The 18,187-nt window shown below is 45.2% G+C and carries 20 protein-coding genes; 6 read left to right on the forward strand and 14 right to left on the reverse strand.

Translation table 11 applies throughout. The features are described from left to right. Positions 1–94 precede the first annotated feature (94 nt). From C0638_RS04390 to C0638_RS04400, 3 genes are all read right to left on the reverse strand, one after another. Positions 95–1,039, reverse strand: coding sequence for a ring-cleaving dioxygenase (locus tag C0638_RS04390; protein WP_058711694.1), 945 nt, complete (start codon positions 1,037–1,039; stop codon positions 95–97). 38 nt (positions 1,040–1,077) lie between these two features. Then, complete coding sequence (locus C0638_RS04395; protein ID WP_058711695.1) at positions 1,078–1,704, reverse strand: nitroreductase family protein; 627 nt, start codon at positions 1,702–1,704, stop codon at positions 1,078–1,080. 120 nt (positions 1,705–1,824) lie between these two features. Then, positions 1,825–2,196, reverse strand: coding sequence for an MmcQ/YjbR family DNA-binding protein (locus C0638_RS04400; protein WP_058711696.1), 372 nt, complete (start codon positions 2,194–2,196; stop codon positions 1,825–1,827). A gap of 404 nt (positions 2,197–2,600) precedes the next feature. Here C0638_RS04400 and C0638_RS04405 point away from each other — a divergent pair, with 404 nt between their 5' ends. Then, positions 2,601–3,518: a ketopantoate reductase family protein gene (locus C0638_RS04405; protein ID WP_058711707.1), complete on the forward strand. Its 918-nt coding sequence runs from the start codon at positions 2,601–2,603 to the stop codon at positions 3,516–3,518. 66 nt (positions 3,519–3,584) lie between these two features. Here the strand turns inward: C0638_RS04405 and C0638_RS04410 are convergent, their stop codons facing one another. The 7 genes from C0638_RS04410 to C0638_RS04440 form a co-directional block, all read right to left on the reverse strand. Continuing rightward, on the reverse strand, positions 3,585–4,145 hold the full coding sequence (locus C0638_RS04410) for an NADPH-dependent FMN reductase (protein ID WP_058711697.1): 561 nt from the start codon (positions 4,143–4,145) through the stop codon (positions 3,585–3,587). Positions 4,146–4,290: 145 nt separating this feature from the next. Continuing rightward, positions 4,291–5,298 (reverse strand): AI-2E family transporter, encoded by a 1,008-nt coding sequence (locus C0638_RS04415; protein ID WP_013369319.1) that lies wholly within the window; start codon positions 5,296–5,298, stop codon positions 4,291–4,293. A gap of 55 nt (positions 5,299–5,353) precedes the next feature. Then, positions 5,354–5,770 carry a phosphate-starvation-inducible protein PsiE gene (psiE, locus tag C0638_RS04420; protein WP_082689658.1) on the reverse strand — a complete coding sequence of 139 codons (417 nt, stop codon included), beginning with the start codon at positions 5,768–5,770 and terminating at the stop codon, positions 5,354–5,356. An 88-nt stretch (positions 5,771–5,858) separates the two neighbouring features. Continuing rightward, on the reverse strand, positions 5,859–6,353 hold the full coding sequence (locus tag C0638_RS04425; protein ID WP_058711698.1) for a DedA family protein: 495 nt from the start codon (positions 6,351–6,353) through the stop codon (positions 5,859–5,861). Between the two features lie 22 nt (positions 6,354–6,375). After that, positions 6,376–6,885 (reverse strand): CDP-diacylglycerol--serine O-phosphatidyltransferase, encoded by a 510-nt coding sequence (pssA, locus tag C0638_RS04430; RefSeq protein ID WP_025677988.1) that lies wholly within the window; start codon positions 6,883–6,885, stop codon positions 6,376–6,378. A gap of 23 nt (positions 6,886–6,908) precedes the next feature. Beyond that, the gene (locus tag C0638_RS04435) at positions 6,909–8,678 is read right to left on the reverse strand and encodes a sensor histidine kinase (RefSeq protein WP_090737000.1); all 1,770 of its coding nucleotides are present in this window, start codon (positions 8,676–8,678) and stop codon (positions 6,909–6,911) included. Next, positions 8,675–9,355: a response regulator transcription factor gene (locus tag C0638_RS04440; protein WP_040102177.1), complete on the reverse strand. Its 681-nt coding sequence runs from the start codon at positions 9,353–9,355 to the stop codon at positions 8,675–8,677. Before C0638_RS04440 ends, C0638_RS04435 begins: the two co-directional genes overlap by 4 nt. A 213-nt stretch (positions 9,356–9,568) precedes the next feature. Between C0638_RS04440 and C0638_RS04445 the strand changes: the two genes are divergently transcribed. The 3 genes from C0638_RS04445 to C0638_RS04455 all read left to right on the forward strand — a co-directional run bounded on the left by C0638_RS04445 (position 9,569) and on the right by C0638_RS04455 (position 12,188). Next, positions 9,569–10,912, forward strand: a complete 1,344-nt coding sequence (locus C0638_RS04445; protein WP_102163354.1) for a glycoside hydrolase family 30 protein — start codon at positions 9,569–9,571, stop codon at positions 10,910–10,912. 162 nt (positions 10,913–11,074) lie between these two features. After that, positions 11,075–11,470: a winged helix-turn-helix transcriptional regulator gene (locus C0638_RS04450; RefSeq protein ID WP_025677980.1), complete on the forward strand. Its 396-nt coding sequence runs from the start codon at positions 11,075–11,077 to the stop codon at positions 11,468–11,470. Between the two features lie 271 nt (positions 11,471–11,741). Beyond that, positions 11,742–12,188 (forward strand): hypothetical protein, encoded by a 447-nt coding sequence (locus tag C0638_RS04455; protein WP_102163355.1) that lies wholly within the window; start codon positions 11,742–11,744, stop codon positions 12,186–12,188. A gap of 107 nt (positions 12,189–12,295) precedes the next feature. On the opposite strand, the gene C0638_RS04460 is transcribed toward C0638_RS04455, so the two are convergent. Beyond that, positions 12,296–12,787 carry a phenolic acid decarboxylase gene (locus C0638_RS04460; RefSeq protein WP_016819418.1) on the reverse strand — a complete coding sequence of 164 codons (492 nt, stop codon included), beginning with the start codon at positions 12,785–12,787 and terminating at the stop codon, positions 12,296–12,298. Between the two features lie 160 nt (positions 12,788–12,947). On the opposite strand from C0638_RS04460, the gene C0638_RS04465 reads away from it, so the two are divergent. Further along, entirely contained in the window at positions 12,948–13,496 is a 549-nt protein-coding gene (locus tag C0638_RS04465) for a PadR family transcriptional regulator (protein WP_013369310.1), read from the forward strand. Between the two features lie 74 nt (positions 13,497–13,570). Here the strand turns inward: C0638_RS04465 and C0638_RS04470 are convergent, their stop codons facing one another. The 3 genes from C0638_RS04470 to C0638_RS04480 are packed head-to-tail and all read right to left on the reverse strand — an operon-like array spanning position 13,571 to position 17,590. Then, positions 13,571–14,776, reverse strand: a complete 1,206-nt coding sequence (locus tag C0638_RS04470) for a Ger(x)C family spore germination protein (protein WP_102163356.1) — start codon at positions 14,774–14,776, stop codon at positions 13,571–13,573. Then, positions 14,773–15,867: a GerAB/ArcD/ProY family transporter gene (locus C0638_RS04475; RefSeq protein WP_102163357.1), complete on the reverse strand. Its 1,095-nt coding sequence runs from the start codon at positions 15,865–15,867 to the stop codon at positions 14,773–14,775. Before C0638_RS04475 ends, C0638_RS04470 begins: the two co-directional genes overlap by 4 nt. 22 nt (positions 15,868–15,889) lie before the next feature. Further along, positions 15,890–17,590, reverse strand: a complete 1,701-nt coding sequence (locus tag C0638_RS04480) for a spore germination protein (RefSeq protein ID WP_102163358.1) — start codon at positions 17,588–17,590, stop codon at positions 15,890–15,892. 245 nt (positions 17,591–17,835) lie between these two features. On the opposite strand from C0638_RS04480, the gene C0638_RS04485 reads away from it, so the two are divergent. Further along, the gene (locus C0638_RS04485) at positions 17,836–18,177 is read left to right on the forward strand and encodes a phage tail protein (protein WP_013369306.1); all 342 of its coding nucleotides are present in this window, start codon (positions 17,836–17,838) and stop codon (positions 18,175–18,177) included. Positions 18,178–18,187 lie beyond the last annotated feature (10 nt).

An 18,187-nucleotide genomic window follows, 5' to 3' on the forward strand; every position in this document is an offset into this window, starting at 1 on the left:
TTCAGAACCCAAAAGGTCCAATGAGGGTGGAAATCTTCCCGCATTGGACCTTTTAATGTTCCATATGTGATTGTCCTGCTCAAACCGATTCATCCTATTTGAGCACTCTAGGCTCAATGGGAACCAGATTAGATTCAATCTGGGCGCGCTGAGGCTCATACCATTCAGGCAGCATCAGCTTGTGCCCCAACTCATTCAATTCCTCATCCACCGTAAATCCGGGCGGATCGGTTGCGATCTCGAATAATATACCGCCTTGCTCGCGGAAGTATACGGCATTGAAGTATTGGCGATCTACAATGCCACTCGTCCCAAAACCATGCTGACGAACCCATTCGTTCCACGCCTGATGTTCGGTATCATCCTGCGCGCGCCACGCAATATGGTGAACCGTACCGGCGCCGCCGTTCCCCCACGGTACATCCTTGACTGGAATGTCGATCAGGTTGCCCAAATCCCCAGTCGTCTGATAACGGATATAGCCCGCATCTGCGTCTTCACCGATGGAAGTCATGCCCAGAACATTCTCCAGCACGCCTTGGGTGTGCTTGGAATCCGCACTGTAGAGCACTGCTCCTCCAAAGCCCTTGATCGCTTTATCTGTAGGTACGCCTCCAGCTGTCCACGTGTTCACCGGACCTTCCTCGCGCTCCACCAATTCCAGATGCAAGCCCTCATTGTCTCGGAATTGGATGAATGACTCGCCAAAGCGAGTAGCCTTCGTGAAGGATACCTTCAAGCTGTGCAGACGGTTTTCCCAGTAATCTAGCGAGCCCAGCGGCACGACATACGTCGTAATCCCGACTTGCCCGCCTCCAATTTTACCCTTGCGTGTACCCGGAGCCGGAAAAAAGGTAATGATCGTTCCCGGGCTGCCTTCTTCATTCCCAAAATACAAGTGATATACTTCTGGAGCGTCAAAGTTAATTGTCTTTTTGATCAATCTCAAACCAAGCACACCTGCATAAAAGTCAACATTGCCCTGCGGATCGCCTGCAAAGGACGTAATATGGTGAATTCCAGCGGTTTTCAAAGACATCTCAGTCACTCCTTAATGAACATGATGATTTACAAATTTCAAAATCCATTGTAGGTAACAAACTGTCCAACCGGCTTGCGATATCCTCTTGCCCGCTGACCTGATTCGTCCTCTTTTCCCAAGGTGATCATCATCACGGGTACAAATTGCTCTGGGATATTCAGTACTTCCTGCACCTTCGCCGGGTCAAAACCGATCATCGGACAAGTATCCCAGCCTTTGTCCTTGGCAATCAACATAAATTGCATAGCCGACAGGCTGGCATTACGAATTGCTTCTTCTCTCTGGAAGACAGGTCCCCGCTCGCGATAAAACTGAGTTACCGATTCTACTGTGCTATCATATTCCTGCTTGCTCAGAACACCCAAATTCAGGAACCCTTCGTTGAGGTCAGCTACCTTGGTATAAGCCTCTGTATCACCCAGCACTATAATGGTGGCCGAAGCAGTTAATATTTTATACTGCTTACTTGCCTCATCATGCAGCCTTTGTTTGATTTCTGCATCCTGCACTACGATATAACGCGCATGCTGTAAATTAAAAGCCGATGGAGCGAACTTCACCAGCTGAAATATCTCTTCCAGTTCTTTTGCATCTATAGTAACATCAGGAATAAATTTAGAAGCCGATCTTCTCTCTTGAATAACATTCACCAGTTCGCTCATATTCAGGTCCACTCCTTGATATTATTTTCAAATAAGTTATCTTTAAATTAAGAATATATCTTTAGTTGTTTTCTGTCAAGTAAAACTATAAAAGTGTTATGTAAGGGCTTTACCAGCCCTTTACAGATCCGTTGTCCGTATCCTCATCGTAATCGCTTCGCGTTGCGCTTTGGTTAAGCCCTTGAAGACCAGCTCATACGAATGGTCGATCATGCTGTACAAATCCTCCAACGGGAAGCTGTTATCAACCTCTATCGTATTCCAATGCTTTTTGTTCAAATGATAGCCTGGTTTAATGGCCTTGTTCTGCTCGCGCAGGTTTTCTGCAATGACCGGATCACATTTCAAGGATACGTGGGTAATGCCATCTTTTTCAGTCAGGAGAGCAAACATCTTGCCCCCTACCTTTAGTACCAGGGGATCAACACCAAATGGATAATCCTTAACAGCCTCTTTTTGACTCAGACCATACGCTACAATTTGCTCAAACATCAGCCTTCTCTCCTCTGCTCCAAGTTATCGGTCTATAAACCTATTGCGCCCTATTATATCACCTCTAAACGCTCCATATACACTAGGTTCGTGCTTTATGGATACCATCACACACACGCTGTTTCAGATTGGATTTATATGGGACAGGAACCCTATATTCTGGTATACTTCCCTGAGAGGCTGTATCGATATATTCGAACGGTACTCTGGTAAGATGCAATTTAATAAGTATAAGCGTGAGCCTATGGAGGTGAACTCGTTGGATTTTGCTCTGATCCGAAAGGACCGAGACAAAAGAACGGTCGCAAATTGACTCTTTTTTTGCCTTTCGGACCTTTTCAGCAACGTGCTGGAAGGTTTTTTTGTTTTTCAAAAACTAAGTTAGGAAAGGCAGGTACCCTATGATGCGGTTTCTAGTTGTGGGTGCAGGTGCTATTGGAGGCTATTTCGGGGGACGTCTGGTTCAAAAGGGAGAAGATGTAACCTTTCTCGTCCGCCCTTCCAAGAAGCTTCATTTGGCAGAAAACGGTCTTATAATTCAAAGTGTGCACGGAGATTTTCAGACACCGATCCAGGCTATTACCTATGGTGAAGCTACTGAGCCATTTGACTGTATTATTCTCGCGGTCAAAGCGTACCACCTGCCTCCATTGCGGCCCGATCTAGCGCCTTATATCGGCAAAAATACAATGATTCTTCCGTTACTTAACGGTTATGAACATTTTAAATCTTTGCGTGAATATTTCGGAGCTGAAAAAGTGCTGGGTGGGCTTTGTTATATTGAAACGACGTTAAATCACAAAGGCTCTATCGTTCAGACAAGCCCGTTCCACCGCATTGTTTTTGGTGAATGGGATGGAGGAAACTCAGAGCGGGCGCAACTACTATGTAGCCATCTTGATCATGCAGGCTTCACAGTCACACACAGTCATGACATTCAGCGTGAAATTTGGCAGAAGTATATATTTATTGCCAGCATGAGCGGAATCACAACCCTGATGGGTACCTCCGTCGGACCTATACTCGCCACGCCCGAATCGCGTGCAATCTATAAAAGGCTACTGCTTGAGATCGTCACAATCGCACGCAATGCAGATATGCCTATTCATTCAGAAATGGAAGCACATACGCTAAAAACGATGGATTCCTTAAAGCCTGAGATGATGTCTTCCATGCAACGTGATATGCAGAAAAATCTACCGGTTGAAGCAAGCCATCTGCATGGTGCACTTCTGGCATTGGCTTCTAACAGTAATATTTCATATCCGATACTTGAAACGGTGTATGCCCGCTTAAAGGTCTATGAGAGCTTATTGAATTGAATACGAAGTAGGTGGCCATCCGAAAAAGCAGATCCTTCTATAATGAAGGATCTGCTTTGAATTTCCCTATACCTTTCCTCGGCAAACTTGCTCAAGCCCTTGAAGTAATGCTTCCAGCTCCTGTCTAGTTTCAGCATTTGTAATGATGCCTTCTTGATTCAGCTTCAATGTGATATGCGGAATAATGACCTTTCCATTTCCCACAATCTCTGCATTGATCATTTGCAATGTGAGCAGTAGCGAAGCATGAGCCAGATTGCCGCCCATAGGGGACGGTGAAGCGCTAATGACCGCTGTAGGCTTGTTTACAAATTCACCTGAAGATACGAGCCAGTCCAAGGCATTTTTCAAAGCACCCGGCACACCATTCCCATATTCAGGCGTACAGATCAGCACTCCATCGGCTTGTTTCAATTGCTCCCGTAGCTCTCTTACGGAAGCTGGCCCCTCCTCTACATCCAAGTCAGGATTAAAATGGGGCAGATCCCCCAATCCATCATAAACTATGAATGATATATTTTCAGAAGCCAATCCAATAGTAGCCTTCATAAGCGCGGTGTTGGAAGACTTTTGACGAAGGCTCCCCGATATAGCCAATACCTTAATCTTTTGTTCCATCCTTATCATCTCGTTTCTTTTCACTTGATCTAATCTTGATACTCAGTGTACTACAGTCAACGCCAGGAAAATCAAAAAAAATGCCTGCGGCTTCGCAGGCATTCGTGATGAAGAATCCATAGTCACTACTATGTTCGTATCTGTCGTGAATATATTAGGTATCCTTCTCTTGCTTGCGCTGTACCCCAATCAGGTCAAGGAAGAAAACAAACAACGGAATACCTACAATCAAGCCCCACACCCCAATTAGATGCTCAGAGAAGATCAATACAACAAAGGTGAAGAAGATCGGTAAATTGGTTTTGGATGACATCAGCTTCGGGTTCAGGAAATAGGCTTCAATCGCATGAATAACTACGATCAGAATAACCAAGTAAATCACATAATTGATTCCTCCGACGCTAAAAGCAATCAGACCGAGCGGGATCAGGGAAATAAATACACCCGCCACTGGCACCAATCCCAACAAGAATATAATGAGCGCGAGGCCGAGCAGATTGGGAAAACCCATAATCCAAAGAGCTGTCGTCGTCAATATACAGTTGATGAGTGAAATCAATAGTTGAGCTTCCAGCACCTTCCCGAATGTACCCAGAAACATGCGTCCAAAATGCCCCACTTCCTTGAAGAACCAACCCAGCTTACTATCCACAAACGTAGCTGTAAAGCGTGTAATATAGGATTTTTCCATCAGGAAGAACAAACTCAAAATAATCGATACCAGCAGTTGTGTTCCCAGTTGGCTGATTTTCATTACCGCATTCCAGCCAGGCTCAAATAACCGCTGAACATTAAGCGTGTCCATAAATTCAATAATCGTTTCGTTCCATTGGTTACGATCAGGATACATGTAGGCTTGCTGAATCATGAGATACACCTGCTTGACCTGTACGCTGATTAGCGGCACCATTCGGTAAACTCCCCACACGATAATCAGGATCAGCAACCCGTATACCAGTAGCAGCACGATCATAGGCGGCACATTGGCGAACCGCTTGATTAGCTTATTCACACCGTTATATATACTACCAATCAAGATCGTAAGTAACAGTGTTAACAAAATAATATTCATCATGCTTCTTAACATGAAGAGCAGTAAAACGATTATCGCAAGGACAGCTGCCCGCCTGACGCCTGCATGATTCATCCAGTTTCTTACCATTCGTCTTTATTCCCTCTCTCCTACTTGACTGTCACCCTTGCAATCTTCCTCGGCATTAACTTTCTCTCTTTAATAATTTACTGTTAGCAATCAATAGAGAACCTACCATGACTAGGATAGCAATGGACCACCAGAATGTATTTTGAGCATCATCATGGTCCACAATAATGAGCCTGATGACGGCCGTAATCCCAATATAGATGAAATAACGTAATGGAAAATGAAAATTGGTTTTAAAGTACTTAACTATTAATGCAATGAATTCAAAATACAAGAAGAATACAAGCAGCTCTTCCGTAAATTCATAGTAATTTTTGTCGGCTTCTGTATACATGAACACATATGAAAATATGGACCATGTCTCTTTTAGAAGTAAGAAGCTTAAAATCAGCCCGACCAGAAACAGCGAGATATTCAAGATCATTTGCAGAAAACCAGGCAACTTTTCAATATACTTCATTAATGCATTCAATACAGATCCCCTCACTGGTTGTACAGGTTCTTTTATTTATATTATCGGTGCAATACATGAAAAATGCTACATTACTTTTGCGGTCACCTTAATGAAAATTTATATTCGCCCCCGCAATGTAACCAATGGAGATAAAGATCAGTGTCCATACCAGAGAACCGGCGCTGGCCACCAGCATATATTTTCGGACAGGCATCGCGCTAATCCCCGACAAATAGCTTGTTGCATGTCTGACTCCTGGAATAAAATAACCGAACAAAATGGTCCACAACCCAAAGCGTGCAAACCATCCTTTTACCCGTGCAAACCGCTTCGGTGTCAGTCCCACCCACTTGCCGTGCTTATCTACCAGTGGCTGACCCAGCTTTTTGCCTAGCGTGTAACTGACCATCATCCCTGTCATCGCCCCAATGAAACTGACTAATATAGATAGGGAATAATTCAGTACCATGATAGAAGATAGATAGCCGACAAACACCATAATAATTTCATCAGGAACGGGCAGCCCTATAATTCCAAGGGCAAGAAGTGCAAAAATAGCGATATATCCGTATTGTGTAATCATGGTGATGGCCCATTCCATAGGGACGCCACCTCCTGACCGATTATTTTTTGAAGGACGGGAAGGGAATACGGCTAACCATTAGGAATGACAGCACTACCATGAGTGCCAGCAACAACCCCGGCTTCAAATGCTCACTCCATAAAAACATAAAGGACAAAATCACACCTGCGGCCGTAATGGGCATGCCCACAAAGCCTTTGCTAAAAGCCATCAGGTTGAATCTTGCCAACCTCACCGCACCGCATATCACAAACAACACAGCTACAAGCGGTCCTATCCAATGAGTATCTCCCAGCTTGTATAACAAGATCAAGAAAGCAGGGGCAACCCCAAATGAGACCACATCCGCCAGCGAATCAAGCTGTTTGCCAAAATCACTGGAGCAATGCAGCAGCCTTGCCAGCAAACCGTCTAATACATCCCATAAAGCAGCCACCACCACAAGAATAAAAGCGGTCATGTATTGCTCATGAATCGTGAAATACAGGGATAAGACCCCTGCCCCCAGGTTTGCAATCGTGCATAGTGAGGGCAACCAATTCCATTTCATACTCTTAACTCCTTTGCCGTAGCTTAGCCTCCGAATATAACGACAAAACGGACGCCGTCCTTGGTATTCTCCGCCTTATAGCGGAATTCGTGTAAATCGAGAATTCGTTTAACGATCGATAGCCCGAGTCCTGTCCCACCTGTCTGACGGCTACGGGAGAGCTCGGCCCGGTAAAAACGATTCCATATCAGCTCCAACTGATCGTCTGGGATGGTCTCACCCTTATTTTCAATGGAAAACGTATTGACTTCCCCAGAGCCTTCGATACGAATCGTGATGGAGCTTCCTTCCTCGGCATGCCGTATGGCGTTGACAACAAAGTTGATAATCACCTGTTCCATCCATCCTATATCGGCATGAATCGGCAGCTCATTGGCAGGAATAATAACCACTTCCAGCTTCTTCTCCTTCAACAGATGGAATAGCTTATCCACAACCTCCTCCACCAGCTCACTCAAGATAAAGGTCGCCTTGCGAAGCTTGAGGGTTCCAGACTCCAATTTGGCAAGGTCTAGCATATCCTTGACCAATCGCTCCATTTTGTCCGCTTCCTCTACAATGACCTTCATATAATGATCCTGCTTCCCCGCGCTAACCCCATCTTGTAGTCCTTCCGCGAATCCTTTGATGATACTTAATGGGGTTTTCAGCTCATGAGAAGCGTTGGCAAAAAAGTCTTGTTGCACAGCCTCCATCCTCTGCTTCTGTTCCATGTCCTCGACCAATTGCTGATTGGCCTCCTGAAGCTCGCGCAAAGCTGTGTCCAGGTTCTGGGACAGGGTATACATGCTGTAGGACAGGCTGCCCAGCTCATCATTTTGCCGGATTGGCGTATGGGCTGTAAAATCGAGCTTGGCCATCCGCTTGGCGGTATTATTCAAAGTAATGAGCGGACGGGTTACCATTCGGGAATAGAACAGGGACAAAATCAAAATGAGTGCAAAACCGCCGATCCCCAGGTACAGATAAAACCAGCGTAGAGCCTCATTCGTCTCACTGATTTCCTGCAACGATGTCACAGTGAACAAGAGATCGATCTCGCCTGTGCTCTGACGAACAGGATGGACGATAACTGCATTTCGTACCCCTGTCCAAGGTTCTGTCCAATCTTCTTCCAACACTTCAAAATTTTTAAGCCTCTCCAGATGATCCTGGGATAAAGGAAACCATTCCTCCAGCGCACTAAACAGCAGGCCTTGACGCTGGCTCCAGGTTTTCAGATCCGGCAGTACAATCTCTGTCACCGTACCGGACAGCCTTACACTGTCATTTGTGCTTGTCTCTTCCGAGTTTAAACCTATATTTTTGAAACCGAGCTTCTGTATGCCTGTTGGATAAATTAAATTGGCAGAAGAGATGCCGTCAGATCCCAACATCTCACCTTCCACAGTGACCTGATCACCAGGCTGAATCCGGGCAGCTCTCAGCTCATCTCCGTGCTCACTCATAAATAGAGACAGCGATATTTTAACGACTTTACCATCTGCTTTTCTGAGACTGATATGAAACGCATCATCCAGCTTTACTTTGCCGTCCAACGTTACAATCGCCAACTGGTTTTTATTCTGAAGCATGAAGCGGGCCGCCTCACGCGAAACCCTGCCCGATCCCCAAGCCTCCTGGACATAACTTTGACCGAAGCTTTGCAAACGGCTTTCCACACGCCCAATCTTCTGTTTCTGGTAAAAATTTTCAAAAAACAGCAGCTGACTTAAAATCACCATACCGTAAAAACACAGGAAAAACACAACTGTCATAATGAACAACTTAAAGGTAACTCCCCGTTTGTTCATTCTTCCTCCTCGAACCTGTAGCCTGTGCCAAAAACCGTGCGAATATGGCGTGATTCACGGCCCAGCTTACTTCTCAGCTTTTTGATATGCGTATCGACAACTCGTGTATCCCCTTCAAAATCGATACCCCACACCCGGTTCAGTATCGCATCCCGTGAAACAACGATGCCTTTATTATGTATAAGCAGCCGCAGCAACTCATACTCCTTGGGCGTCAGTTCAACTTCCGCCTGATCCACTTCAAGCCGATGAGCCATCGTGTTGAGCATAGCACTGCCGAACCGCAAAATATGCGACTCCGGCTGCACATGTCCCTCCACCCGTTTCATCAGCGCGTTCGCGCGGGCAATCAGCACCTTGGGACTGAAAGGCTTGGTCACGTAGTCATCTGCCCCTAGCTCAAAGCCCAATATTTTATCATCATCACCGGATTTGGCCGTCAGCAAAATAATCGGTACCCCTGAACGGCTGCGTACCTGACGGCATACTTCCCAGCCATCCAGCTCAGGCATCATAATATCGAGTATAATTAGTTCTGGCTGCACCGAATCGAACCAGAGGAGTGCATCTTTTCCATTGCCTGCTTCATAGACTTCCCAATTATTTTGTTTAAAATAATCCGCAATCACTTCACGAATACGTATTTCATCCTCCACGAGAAGAACTCTTTTATTCAAATCGACTTCCCTCTTTCGGTCATTCTAGGACAACAGCATATCAAAGAGATGTGTACTTTATGTGTTCTCACTACTTCTTATCTACAGAAACTTCCCATCCGCAAATTTCACCTTGGATTAGGGCAAATTTCTCTTCGCTCAGACCATCTCTTCCTCTAAGATCCTACCCTATAATATGTAGAGATACAAAAAGCCTGAACAGGAGGGTAACATATGAGCAATCAAACCATTCAGTGGTTTTCCACTTCCAAAGCTAATGCGTGGCAATCTCAAGCTCATCATTTGACCGAAACCCAGGAGAGTGCCAACCTAACCCTTACGGGAGAAACATACCAGCTTGTAGAAGGCTTTGGCGGCTGTTTTAATGAATTGGGTTATGTGGCCCTTAATCATTTGGACAGCGAAGAACGAGCTCAGATGCTTCATGCTCTCTTTCACCCGGAGGGCGAGCACAAATTCACAATCTGCCGACTTCCTATTGGAGCGAGTGATTACGCGCTGGAATGGTACAGCCACAATGAAACGGACGGCGACATGGAGATGAAGCACTTTTCCATTGAGCGCGATCAGCAATATCTCATTCCTTTTATTCGGGAAGCGTTACAACTCAATCCAGACTTGAAGCTGTTCGCCTCACCCTGGAGTCCGCCGACATGGATGAAATCACCCAAAGCTTACAATTACGGCACACTGCGCTGGGAAAAGGATATTTTGAAAGCGTATGCATTGTACTTTATCAAATTTGTTCAGGCATACCGCGAGGCAGGCATTACGATTCACCAAGTTCATGTTCAAAATGAAGTCATTGCTGATCAGAAGTTCCCTTCCTGTGTATGGACCGGAGAACAGCTGCGTGAATTTATTCGCGACTATTTGGGTCCCGCTTTTGAGGAACATGGACTGGATACGGAGATTTGGCTGGGTACCATTAACGCCCCTGATCCGTGGGAGGAATTAATGAAAAAGACGTCGACCGGATTTGATGAGTATGCCCACACCGTGTTGAGTGACCCCGAGGCCTATAAATATATTAAAGGGGTAGGCTATCAATGGGCGGGCAAAAATGCCATTCAGCGCACCGTAGCCAGTTATCCTGAGCTTCGTTACATGCAGACCGAAAATGAATGCGGGAACGGAGAAAACTCATGGGACTACGCTAAATATGTATATAACCTGTATCAGCACTATTTCACCAATGGTGTGAATGCTTATATTTACTGGAATATGGTTTTGGAACCGAAAGGCAAGAGCACATGGGGCTGGGAGCAAAATTCGATGATCACCGTGGATCCAACGGATCGAAAACCTATTCTGAACCCGGAATATTACGTTATGAAGCATTTTTCTCATTTTGTATTACCAGGGGCCAGACGCATTGGAATTCGGGGTTCATGGGCTGGAAATGCGGTTGCTTTTCAAAATACAGACGGACAAAAGGTCCTGGTCATCGCCAACCCGTTTAAGGAATCTCGCGTGCTGAATCTGTCTGTCGGAGAAACAACACACCGTTTGGAGCTGGAGCCGGAGTCCTTTAACACCATCGTTATTCCTTCTTAACCGTCGTAATTTCTGGAAGCTTCCAGCCTGGCGCACATCATCAGATTGTGATTTCAGTCGATCCGTATCCAAACGTATGCTTAGTTTCCAAAATGGATGTATCTCCTTTTGCGTGCTGTAGTTATACATAGTATACTTGGAATAACTACGGACAGGAGGTCGATGAACATCACAACTGTAAAAGACCGGATTGATTTGAAGCTGATTAATTGTGATAAAGAATTGACTCTCGCGGTCATCGGTGGCAAATGGAAGCTGATTATTTTGTGGCACCTTGGTATGGAAGGCACCAAGCGGTTCGGTGAATTGAAGAAGCTGATCCCTCACATCACACAAAAAATGCTGACCAACCAATTGCGCGAGCTGGAAGAAGATAAACTCATTCTGCGTAAAGTCTATCCTGTCGTCCCTCCACATGTGGAATATTCACTGACCGAGCATGGTGAAAGCCTGATTCCGGTACTGCGAGCGATGTACGATTGGGGATCTAACTATCGCGAGAACGTGATCTGGAAAGAAGAAAAAGAAGAAGTGATTCAGGATGTAACACCCGTGTGATTCAGCTAAACAAGCATTTTGTAAAATGCAGAAATATATTTTTCATAAAGACGACCCTGGGATGACCTGGGGTTGTTTTTTTGTAATATAAAGACCATCGTCAAGATAATAAAAGAGACGGATACAAGTATCCGTTTCCATTGCCATTAAAATCCGTTTTCCGCTACATATACTTGTTTTACGCTTGTATTCATGATTTACATTACATCCGCTGTGACGTATGATTCTTTCATCCCTATTACAGTGAATCCAAGAAGGAGGCCGTTCCAGTATGAGCCTGACGCTTGCCCAGACATCAACATTGCAAACGACGCAATTATGCATTGGTTCCATGGTAATTATCCAATATGACCATCGTCAATTTCCTAACCCGGAACAGTATCAACATCATTGCTGCGGCTTGCTTACTATGTCGTGTAACGGCGCTCAGGGCCTGGCGGAATATAAGCTGCCTGAAATTAAAGGCACCTTTGACCTTGTCCGCTGGGCTTCCGTATTTACCTTGCTCAAAGGTCTCTCCTTGACCGAGGCTGAACAATATATTAAGCACCGCGCTGATCACTGGGGACCTATTAAAACAGAGCTGGCACTATCTGCCCTATCCGATCTGACTGCCCATGCGAACTCGTACATTCTCTCCCCAACAGCTACCATCCTCCCCCCTCGGATTAGTCGTTCATATCTTATCGAGCATGGACTGGTCTACTATTCATTCTAGATATCGTCCACCACTCCATTAAGCAATCCACTCTCCAGTTCACGTAAAAAAGCCTGAGACTGCTTACCACAGGCTCAGGCTGTACAACTTCCATTAACCATGTTCGATTATGCTTGCAGCTTCCCTGCGCGAATGTCGTCTGTCATTCCAGCGTAAGGCGCTTGGGAGATTAATTGTTCGTTATTTACACCTGCATTTTCGATGAAGGTAATATCCGCAAATTCAGGAACCACATACTTCGGATAGGTTTCATACTTTTCACGCGATTCTTCCATCAGCGGAATAAAATCGTTTTGGTAGCGCACCGTGATTTCCGGATGCTCATGAACCCATTTAGGGAAGAAAATAATGCCATGCATCCGTTTTTCCTCAGGCATAAAGTTCAGGGAAACGTCTGTGCCTGTCGGTTCGGTCCACGATACTTTATACACATTCTCTACCAGCTTCACCAGATTGACCTTCTGATCACGTACCCAGCGTCCGCCTACCATCCCACTATGAATGCGATAATCAATCGTATCCTCATTTTTAATATATATTTCGTACTCCCAGCCATTCTCATAGGTGTAAATCATGTGACTGCCGATAAACTTGTCCATCTTGCATCCTTCTTTCCTTATTATGAGTTTATGAATTGAACAAGACACCAAAATAATAAACAATCATTCAAACATGTAAATATAAACATGTTTTATGATACATATAAATTGTAGCGCTGTGATATACTATTGTCAAATACCCATTGCGAGGAGAACAACGTTGAAACGCACATTAAAATATGCCATTTTGGGTCTGGTTCACAAAGAGGAAATGAGCGGCTATGATATTACGAGCCAATTCAAGCAGGAAATCGGACAATTTTGGAGCGCCAAGCACAGTCAGATTTACCCCGAGCTTAAAAGGCTGACCGAAGAGGGACTCATTGAATATCGCACATCCATTACAGGAGCCAAGCTGGAAAAGAAGCTGTACTGTATAACCCCCAAAGGGACCCAGGAGCTAACTGAATGGCTGCTAAGCCCCAAAGAGTTACCGGAAACAGAAAAGGATGAGTTTATGCTTATGCTGTATTTCTCAGCAGCCATCCCCAAGGAAGAAAGCAAGCGCTTGTTCGAGGACCAGATTGCCAAACGAGAAGAAAAGCTGGAATACCTGTACGAAAGTAAGAAATCCCTTCAACGGCTGGACGAGAACCTTCAAGTGCCCGGATCTAGTCAATTCGGCCATTATTTAGTGCTGAGTCGTGCCATTAATCGGGAAGAAAGCTATATTACGTGGCTGAAAGAAACACTATCCCTATTTAAATAGACTTAAAAAACCTTCAATGCCACCTAGATTCGTGGAATTGAAGGTTTGTCCATAACAGGTGCAAACGAAATTCCTCAGTCTGCCGTCGTAATCGAAGAGCCATAATCTTCAATATGGATATCTGTGCTAAACCTTACGGGAATGGTGCTAAAGGTGGTATCCCAATCCTTTTTGACCTTACGCCAAACTTTAGGATGTTGAATCCTCAAGGCTACTCCGAAACCTCCAACATCCACCTTCAACTTTTGCATTTTAGCTACCGTTTGTTCAGCCAATGAATTCACTTTCTCCTGAAAAAGACTCTCTTCTTGTCCAAGCACATTGTTGTTGCGCAAATTTTCATTCTTTTTATGCACCTCTGAAACACGTCCTTCGGAGGTCATTTTGACCTGAAAGAAAATGTCATCCCCCTGAACGATGGCCTTGATCTTGCTTTTCACCGCTTTGATCTCATATGCTATGTTTTTACCGGTCTTCGGATCGCTGCTTTTCAGCACGCCTCCCTTCAGATCGCCTTTGATCCACATAAGACCCTCCACCTCTGACTCATTCAGATAACCACCGTATGTTTGCGTCTTTCCCTTAATGATTCCCGCGCCTGCGAGCTTGATTTCATTCTCCGCCGTAATGACATTAGGTAATATAAAGCTTCTTTCGCCCTTCATGGGTCCAATCACTTTAACCAAAGCCATAGGTTTTATCAACCGTGCGTTCCGTTTCCGGTTTTGGAAAATATCCTTTAAAATATAGGCAGGAATCTGACCAGGAATTTTCTCTTGAAGCGCATGACCCGCCTTTTCTGTACTAATCAGTAGCTGTACGCTGGGCCGAATGTCATTATCCCCCAAGAAAAAGTCCAGCAGCTCATACAACGGAATCTTGCGAAGCAGACTGGAGCTGATAATAACGGTTTTCAAATGTTGCCCAATGGGAGGACGATTGGTCCGTAAAGAAATTTCTCTTATCATTTCAAAAACAGAGTCTCCTGTTTCCGTAATATTAAAAAATTTTTTGGCTTGTGGAGAGGAGCTGTTGGAGCCGCCGCTTTCCTCTGGAATGACAAATTGAAAGGTTCCTGTAATTAACTCCTTTTTTGGATAATCTCCTCCTTCCTGATTAATTTGTTTTTCTTGCGAGGATTCTTCCGCTATATCCAAAGCAATACCTGTCTCCAGATTTAGATCCTCCACTGGGGAGCTGCTCCAGCAACCTGAAAGTGTACAGCACATCAGAAGAGCCATCAATCCGAGTAATCCTGACTGGACACGAACACGATTCATGAGCGTGCCCCCCTCCAGTACGAAATAAGCAACAGTGGCAGTGGAAGTAGCGCGAATAAAGCGAACGCTACATTTCCGATGACCGTTCCAAAAGAAAATAGCTCATTCAGGTTTTTCGGAATTTGGGACAAGAGGTAGATGAGCGGAAGCAAAATGAACAACATCTTGGAATAAGAGCTATTCAAAATTTGAGATACTCCGAGCGAAGCACAATAAAAAGCAATACTGAATGTCGCAAAAATCTGCATGATCCAAATGGTCAACAATAAGGACTCGAACCGTTCTAATAACAGATATTCCACTTCAAAGCTGCGGGCCAAATCTAGAAATGGCCAGGTTCTGCTCAAGACTCCTTCCAACGAAAAAGCGCCAATGCAGAGGATCAACGTAGCTGTATAAAAAACGACCGCGATCCCAATCGCCAGTCCGATTGCCTTGGTTGCTTTCTCCGGTTTTTCCATCCGACAAAGAATAATCAGCAAGGACTCTGTCCCCGTTAATGTCAGGGTTGTAGTCTTGAGCGTTCTAAGCACTGGCATTACCCCCTCCGACAAGACAGGACGCAAGTTATTCAATTCAAAAATATTTAAACTCAGCAAGCAGATCAGCAAAAAGATAGCCGCCGAAATCGGAAATATCAGTTGACATATCTTCCCTAATGAACCCACTCCCCCCATGCATAGGTACAGAGAGAGCCACATAAAAGGTGCTGAAATCGCCCACGCCGGAGTGCCTTCAAGCAGAAAGAACGACGTTACTTCCTCCACAGATCGGATTTCAAATGCGGCTATACAAACAAAATAAATAACAATCAGCATGCCAATCCCTTTGCCAATGAATTTGCCTGTTATTTGCTGAACATACTGGTAAAAGGTGCTTTCTGGAAACCGCGAGCTTAGTTTGACTATAACCCATCCGAACAGAAAAGAGGCCACCCCTGCTAAAATGACAGATATCCACGCATCCGGTGTTTTTGCAGCTTCAGTTGCTACTCTGGGAAGGGTAAGCAACCCGGCAGCCAGCATAAAGCAAACCACAATTGCCGTTGTCTGTAACGTTGTAATCTTATCCGCTTTTTTCCCACGGGCCATCTTGCTCCCTCCTGTGTTGAGCTCATCCTTGTCGCTTAGGGTCTTTATGCTTCAAAAGAATGGGTCTGTTTTTCATAAATTGCAACGGTGCTCGTATGAAGTAATCTTTCCAGTCTTTGAACGAACGGGGGGTCGTTAGACTAAGGAAAGGTACGCCGAAACTGTGTAATTTCACCATATGAATACTCAGCATCAAGAAAAACATGATCACGCCGTACAAGCCAAAGATGGACGCCGTGAACATGGCACCGAAACGAAGAACTCGCATGGAAATTCCGGCACTGTATACAGGTGAAGCAAAAGAGGAAATGGCCGTAACCGCCACCACAATGACCAGAATCGGGCTTACAATCCCGGCGTCAACAGCGGCCTGTCCAATAATCAAACCGCCAACGATGCCCATCGCTGGTCCAATGGGTTTGGGGAGCCGAAGTCCTGCCTCGCGTAAAATCTCAATCGAGGTTTCCATAATCAGGGCCTCAATCAGCGTCGAAAATGGAACCCCCTGTCTCGCACTGATAATGGAAATGACCAGCTTGGTTGGAATCAATCCGGGATGAAACGAGATGAAGGAGATATACAGCGCCGGAGCGAATAGTGATATGAAAGTTGCCATAAAACGAAGAAATCGAATCAGCGACCCCGGTAGCCATCGTTCATAGTAATCTTCAGGAGACTGGAGCATCATCCCGTACGTTACAGGCATAAGAAGCGCAAAAGGTGTACCGTCCAGCAGAATCGCTACACGTCCCTCTAGCAATGCAGCCATGACTCGATCTGGTCTCTCCGTATTTTGAATTTGCAGAAATGGGCTGAGAAAATTATCCTCAATAAGCTGCTCTACATAGCCCGACTCCAGTACCTCATCCATATCTATCGTTTGGACCCGCCGCTTCACCTCATCTACAAGCTCCGGGTCGGCAATATCTCTGAAATACACTACCATCAGCTGTTTTTCCACTCTTTTGCCGACTTTGAAGGAAGACATAGCCAGTTCCGTACTTTCTCCATGTCTGCGCAGCATCGCTGTATTGTCGCTGAGTGTCTCTGTAAAGCCGACTCGTGGTCCGCGCAGCACCGATTCCGATATCGGGTCTTCCACCCCTCGTGTACTCCCTTTGGGCGTACCCAGTACAAAAGCACCGGGTATGCCCTGAATCATGAGTATGACTGAACCGAACAGCACCTTTTGCAAGGAAAACTGTACCTCTAACGTATACTCTGTCTCCGATACCAGCATGACCTGGTGAACAATCATATCCCGAAGCTCTTTTCCTCGCGGAAGCTCTTCCCTTTCTTGCCCGGAGCTGCCCCAATCCATCAGAGGCTTTAAAATGTTCTGGTCCATGCCAACCTTGTCCGTTAATCCATCTACAAAAAAAAGTGTGCCTTCAGCGTTCAGATTATCCAGAAAAATTGCTCGTTCGTTCACGTCTGCCATATCCGTGACTGCCTGTCTGATTTTGGCTACATTGGCTTCATAATCTTCAGTAAAGGTCCCCTTTGCCTTCTCTGCCTCACTTATAGACGGGTTGTGGTCTGCCTGCTCCGAACGGTCTTCTTCTTCTAGCAGCTTCAATCGCTCCTTGCGTCTGCTTTCCCGGCCATCCAGCGCTTTAAGTTGTCGTACTGTCAGAAAAATAATCAAAGGGATGATAAATAAAAAGAGGGCTTCCACCCACACATTCCATTTGGGCACATGAGTTCCGATGACCTTCCACACGTTCATTCCTCCTTGAATTCCACCCGATTTGTATATAGATTTACCTGGATTAGAAAAAAGATGCATGAAAGATGGACCAGATGGAATAAATTTCTTTGCTCACAAAAGGAATAAAAAGGTGAATTTGATAGATGAACTGTATTGCAAAAGTGGAAATCCATGATAATATCTATTCATTCTATGACTAATGTCACAAATTTGTTGAATTCGTGGTCCATTATTCGAATCTAAAAGGAGTTGTAGGTATGAAGAATCATTTTTTGAAAAAAACCGCTGTATTGAGTCTGCTGGCGGTCATTTTGTTAGGAGGAACGGCAATCAGTCCCAAACAGGCTCAAGCATCGCCCGAGCCTTATATTGGGGAAATTACGATGTATCCGTATACGTACGCTCCTAAGGGCTGGATAAAATGCGAGGGTCAACTCCTGGATATTTCTCAGAATTCAGTATTATTCAGCCTGCTGGGCACTAATTTTGGCGGTGATGGAGTGCGTACATTTGCATTGCCTGACTTGCGCGGAGCTTCCCCGTTGCCGAATGTAAACTACTACATCGCTACCGAGGGGCCATACCCTTCCCGCCCATAATATGAATACA

The sequence above is a fragment of the Paenibacillus sp. lzh-N1 genome (assembly GCF_002872435.1).
GTDB lineage: Bacteria > Bacillota > Bacilli > Paenibacillales > Paenibacillaceae > Paenibacillus > Paenibacillus polymyxa_C.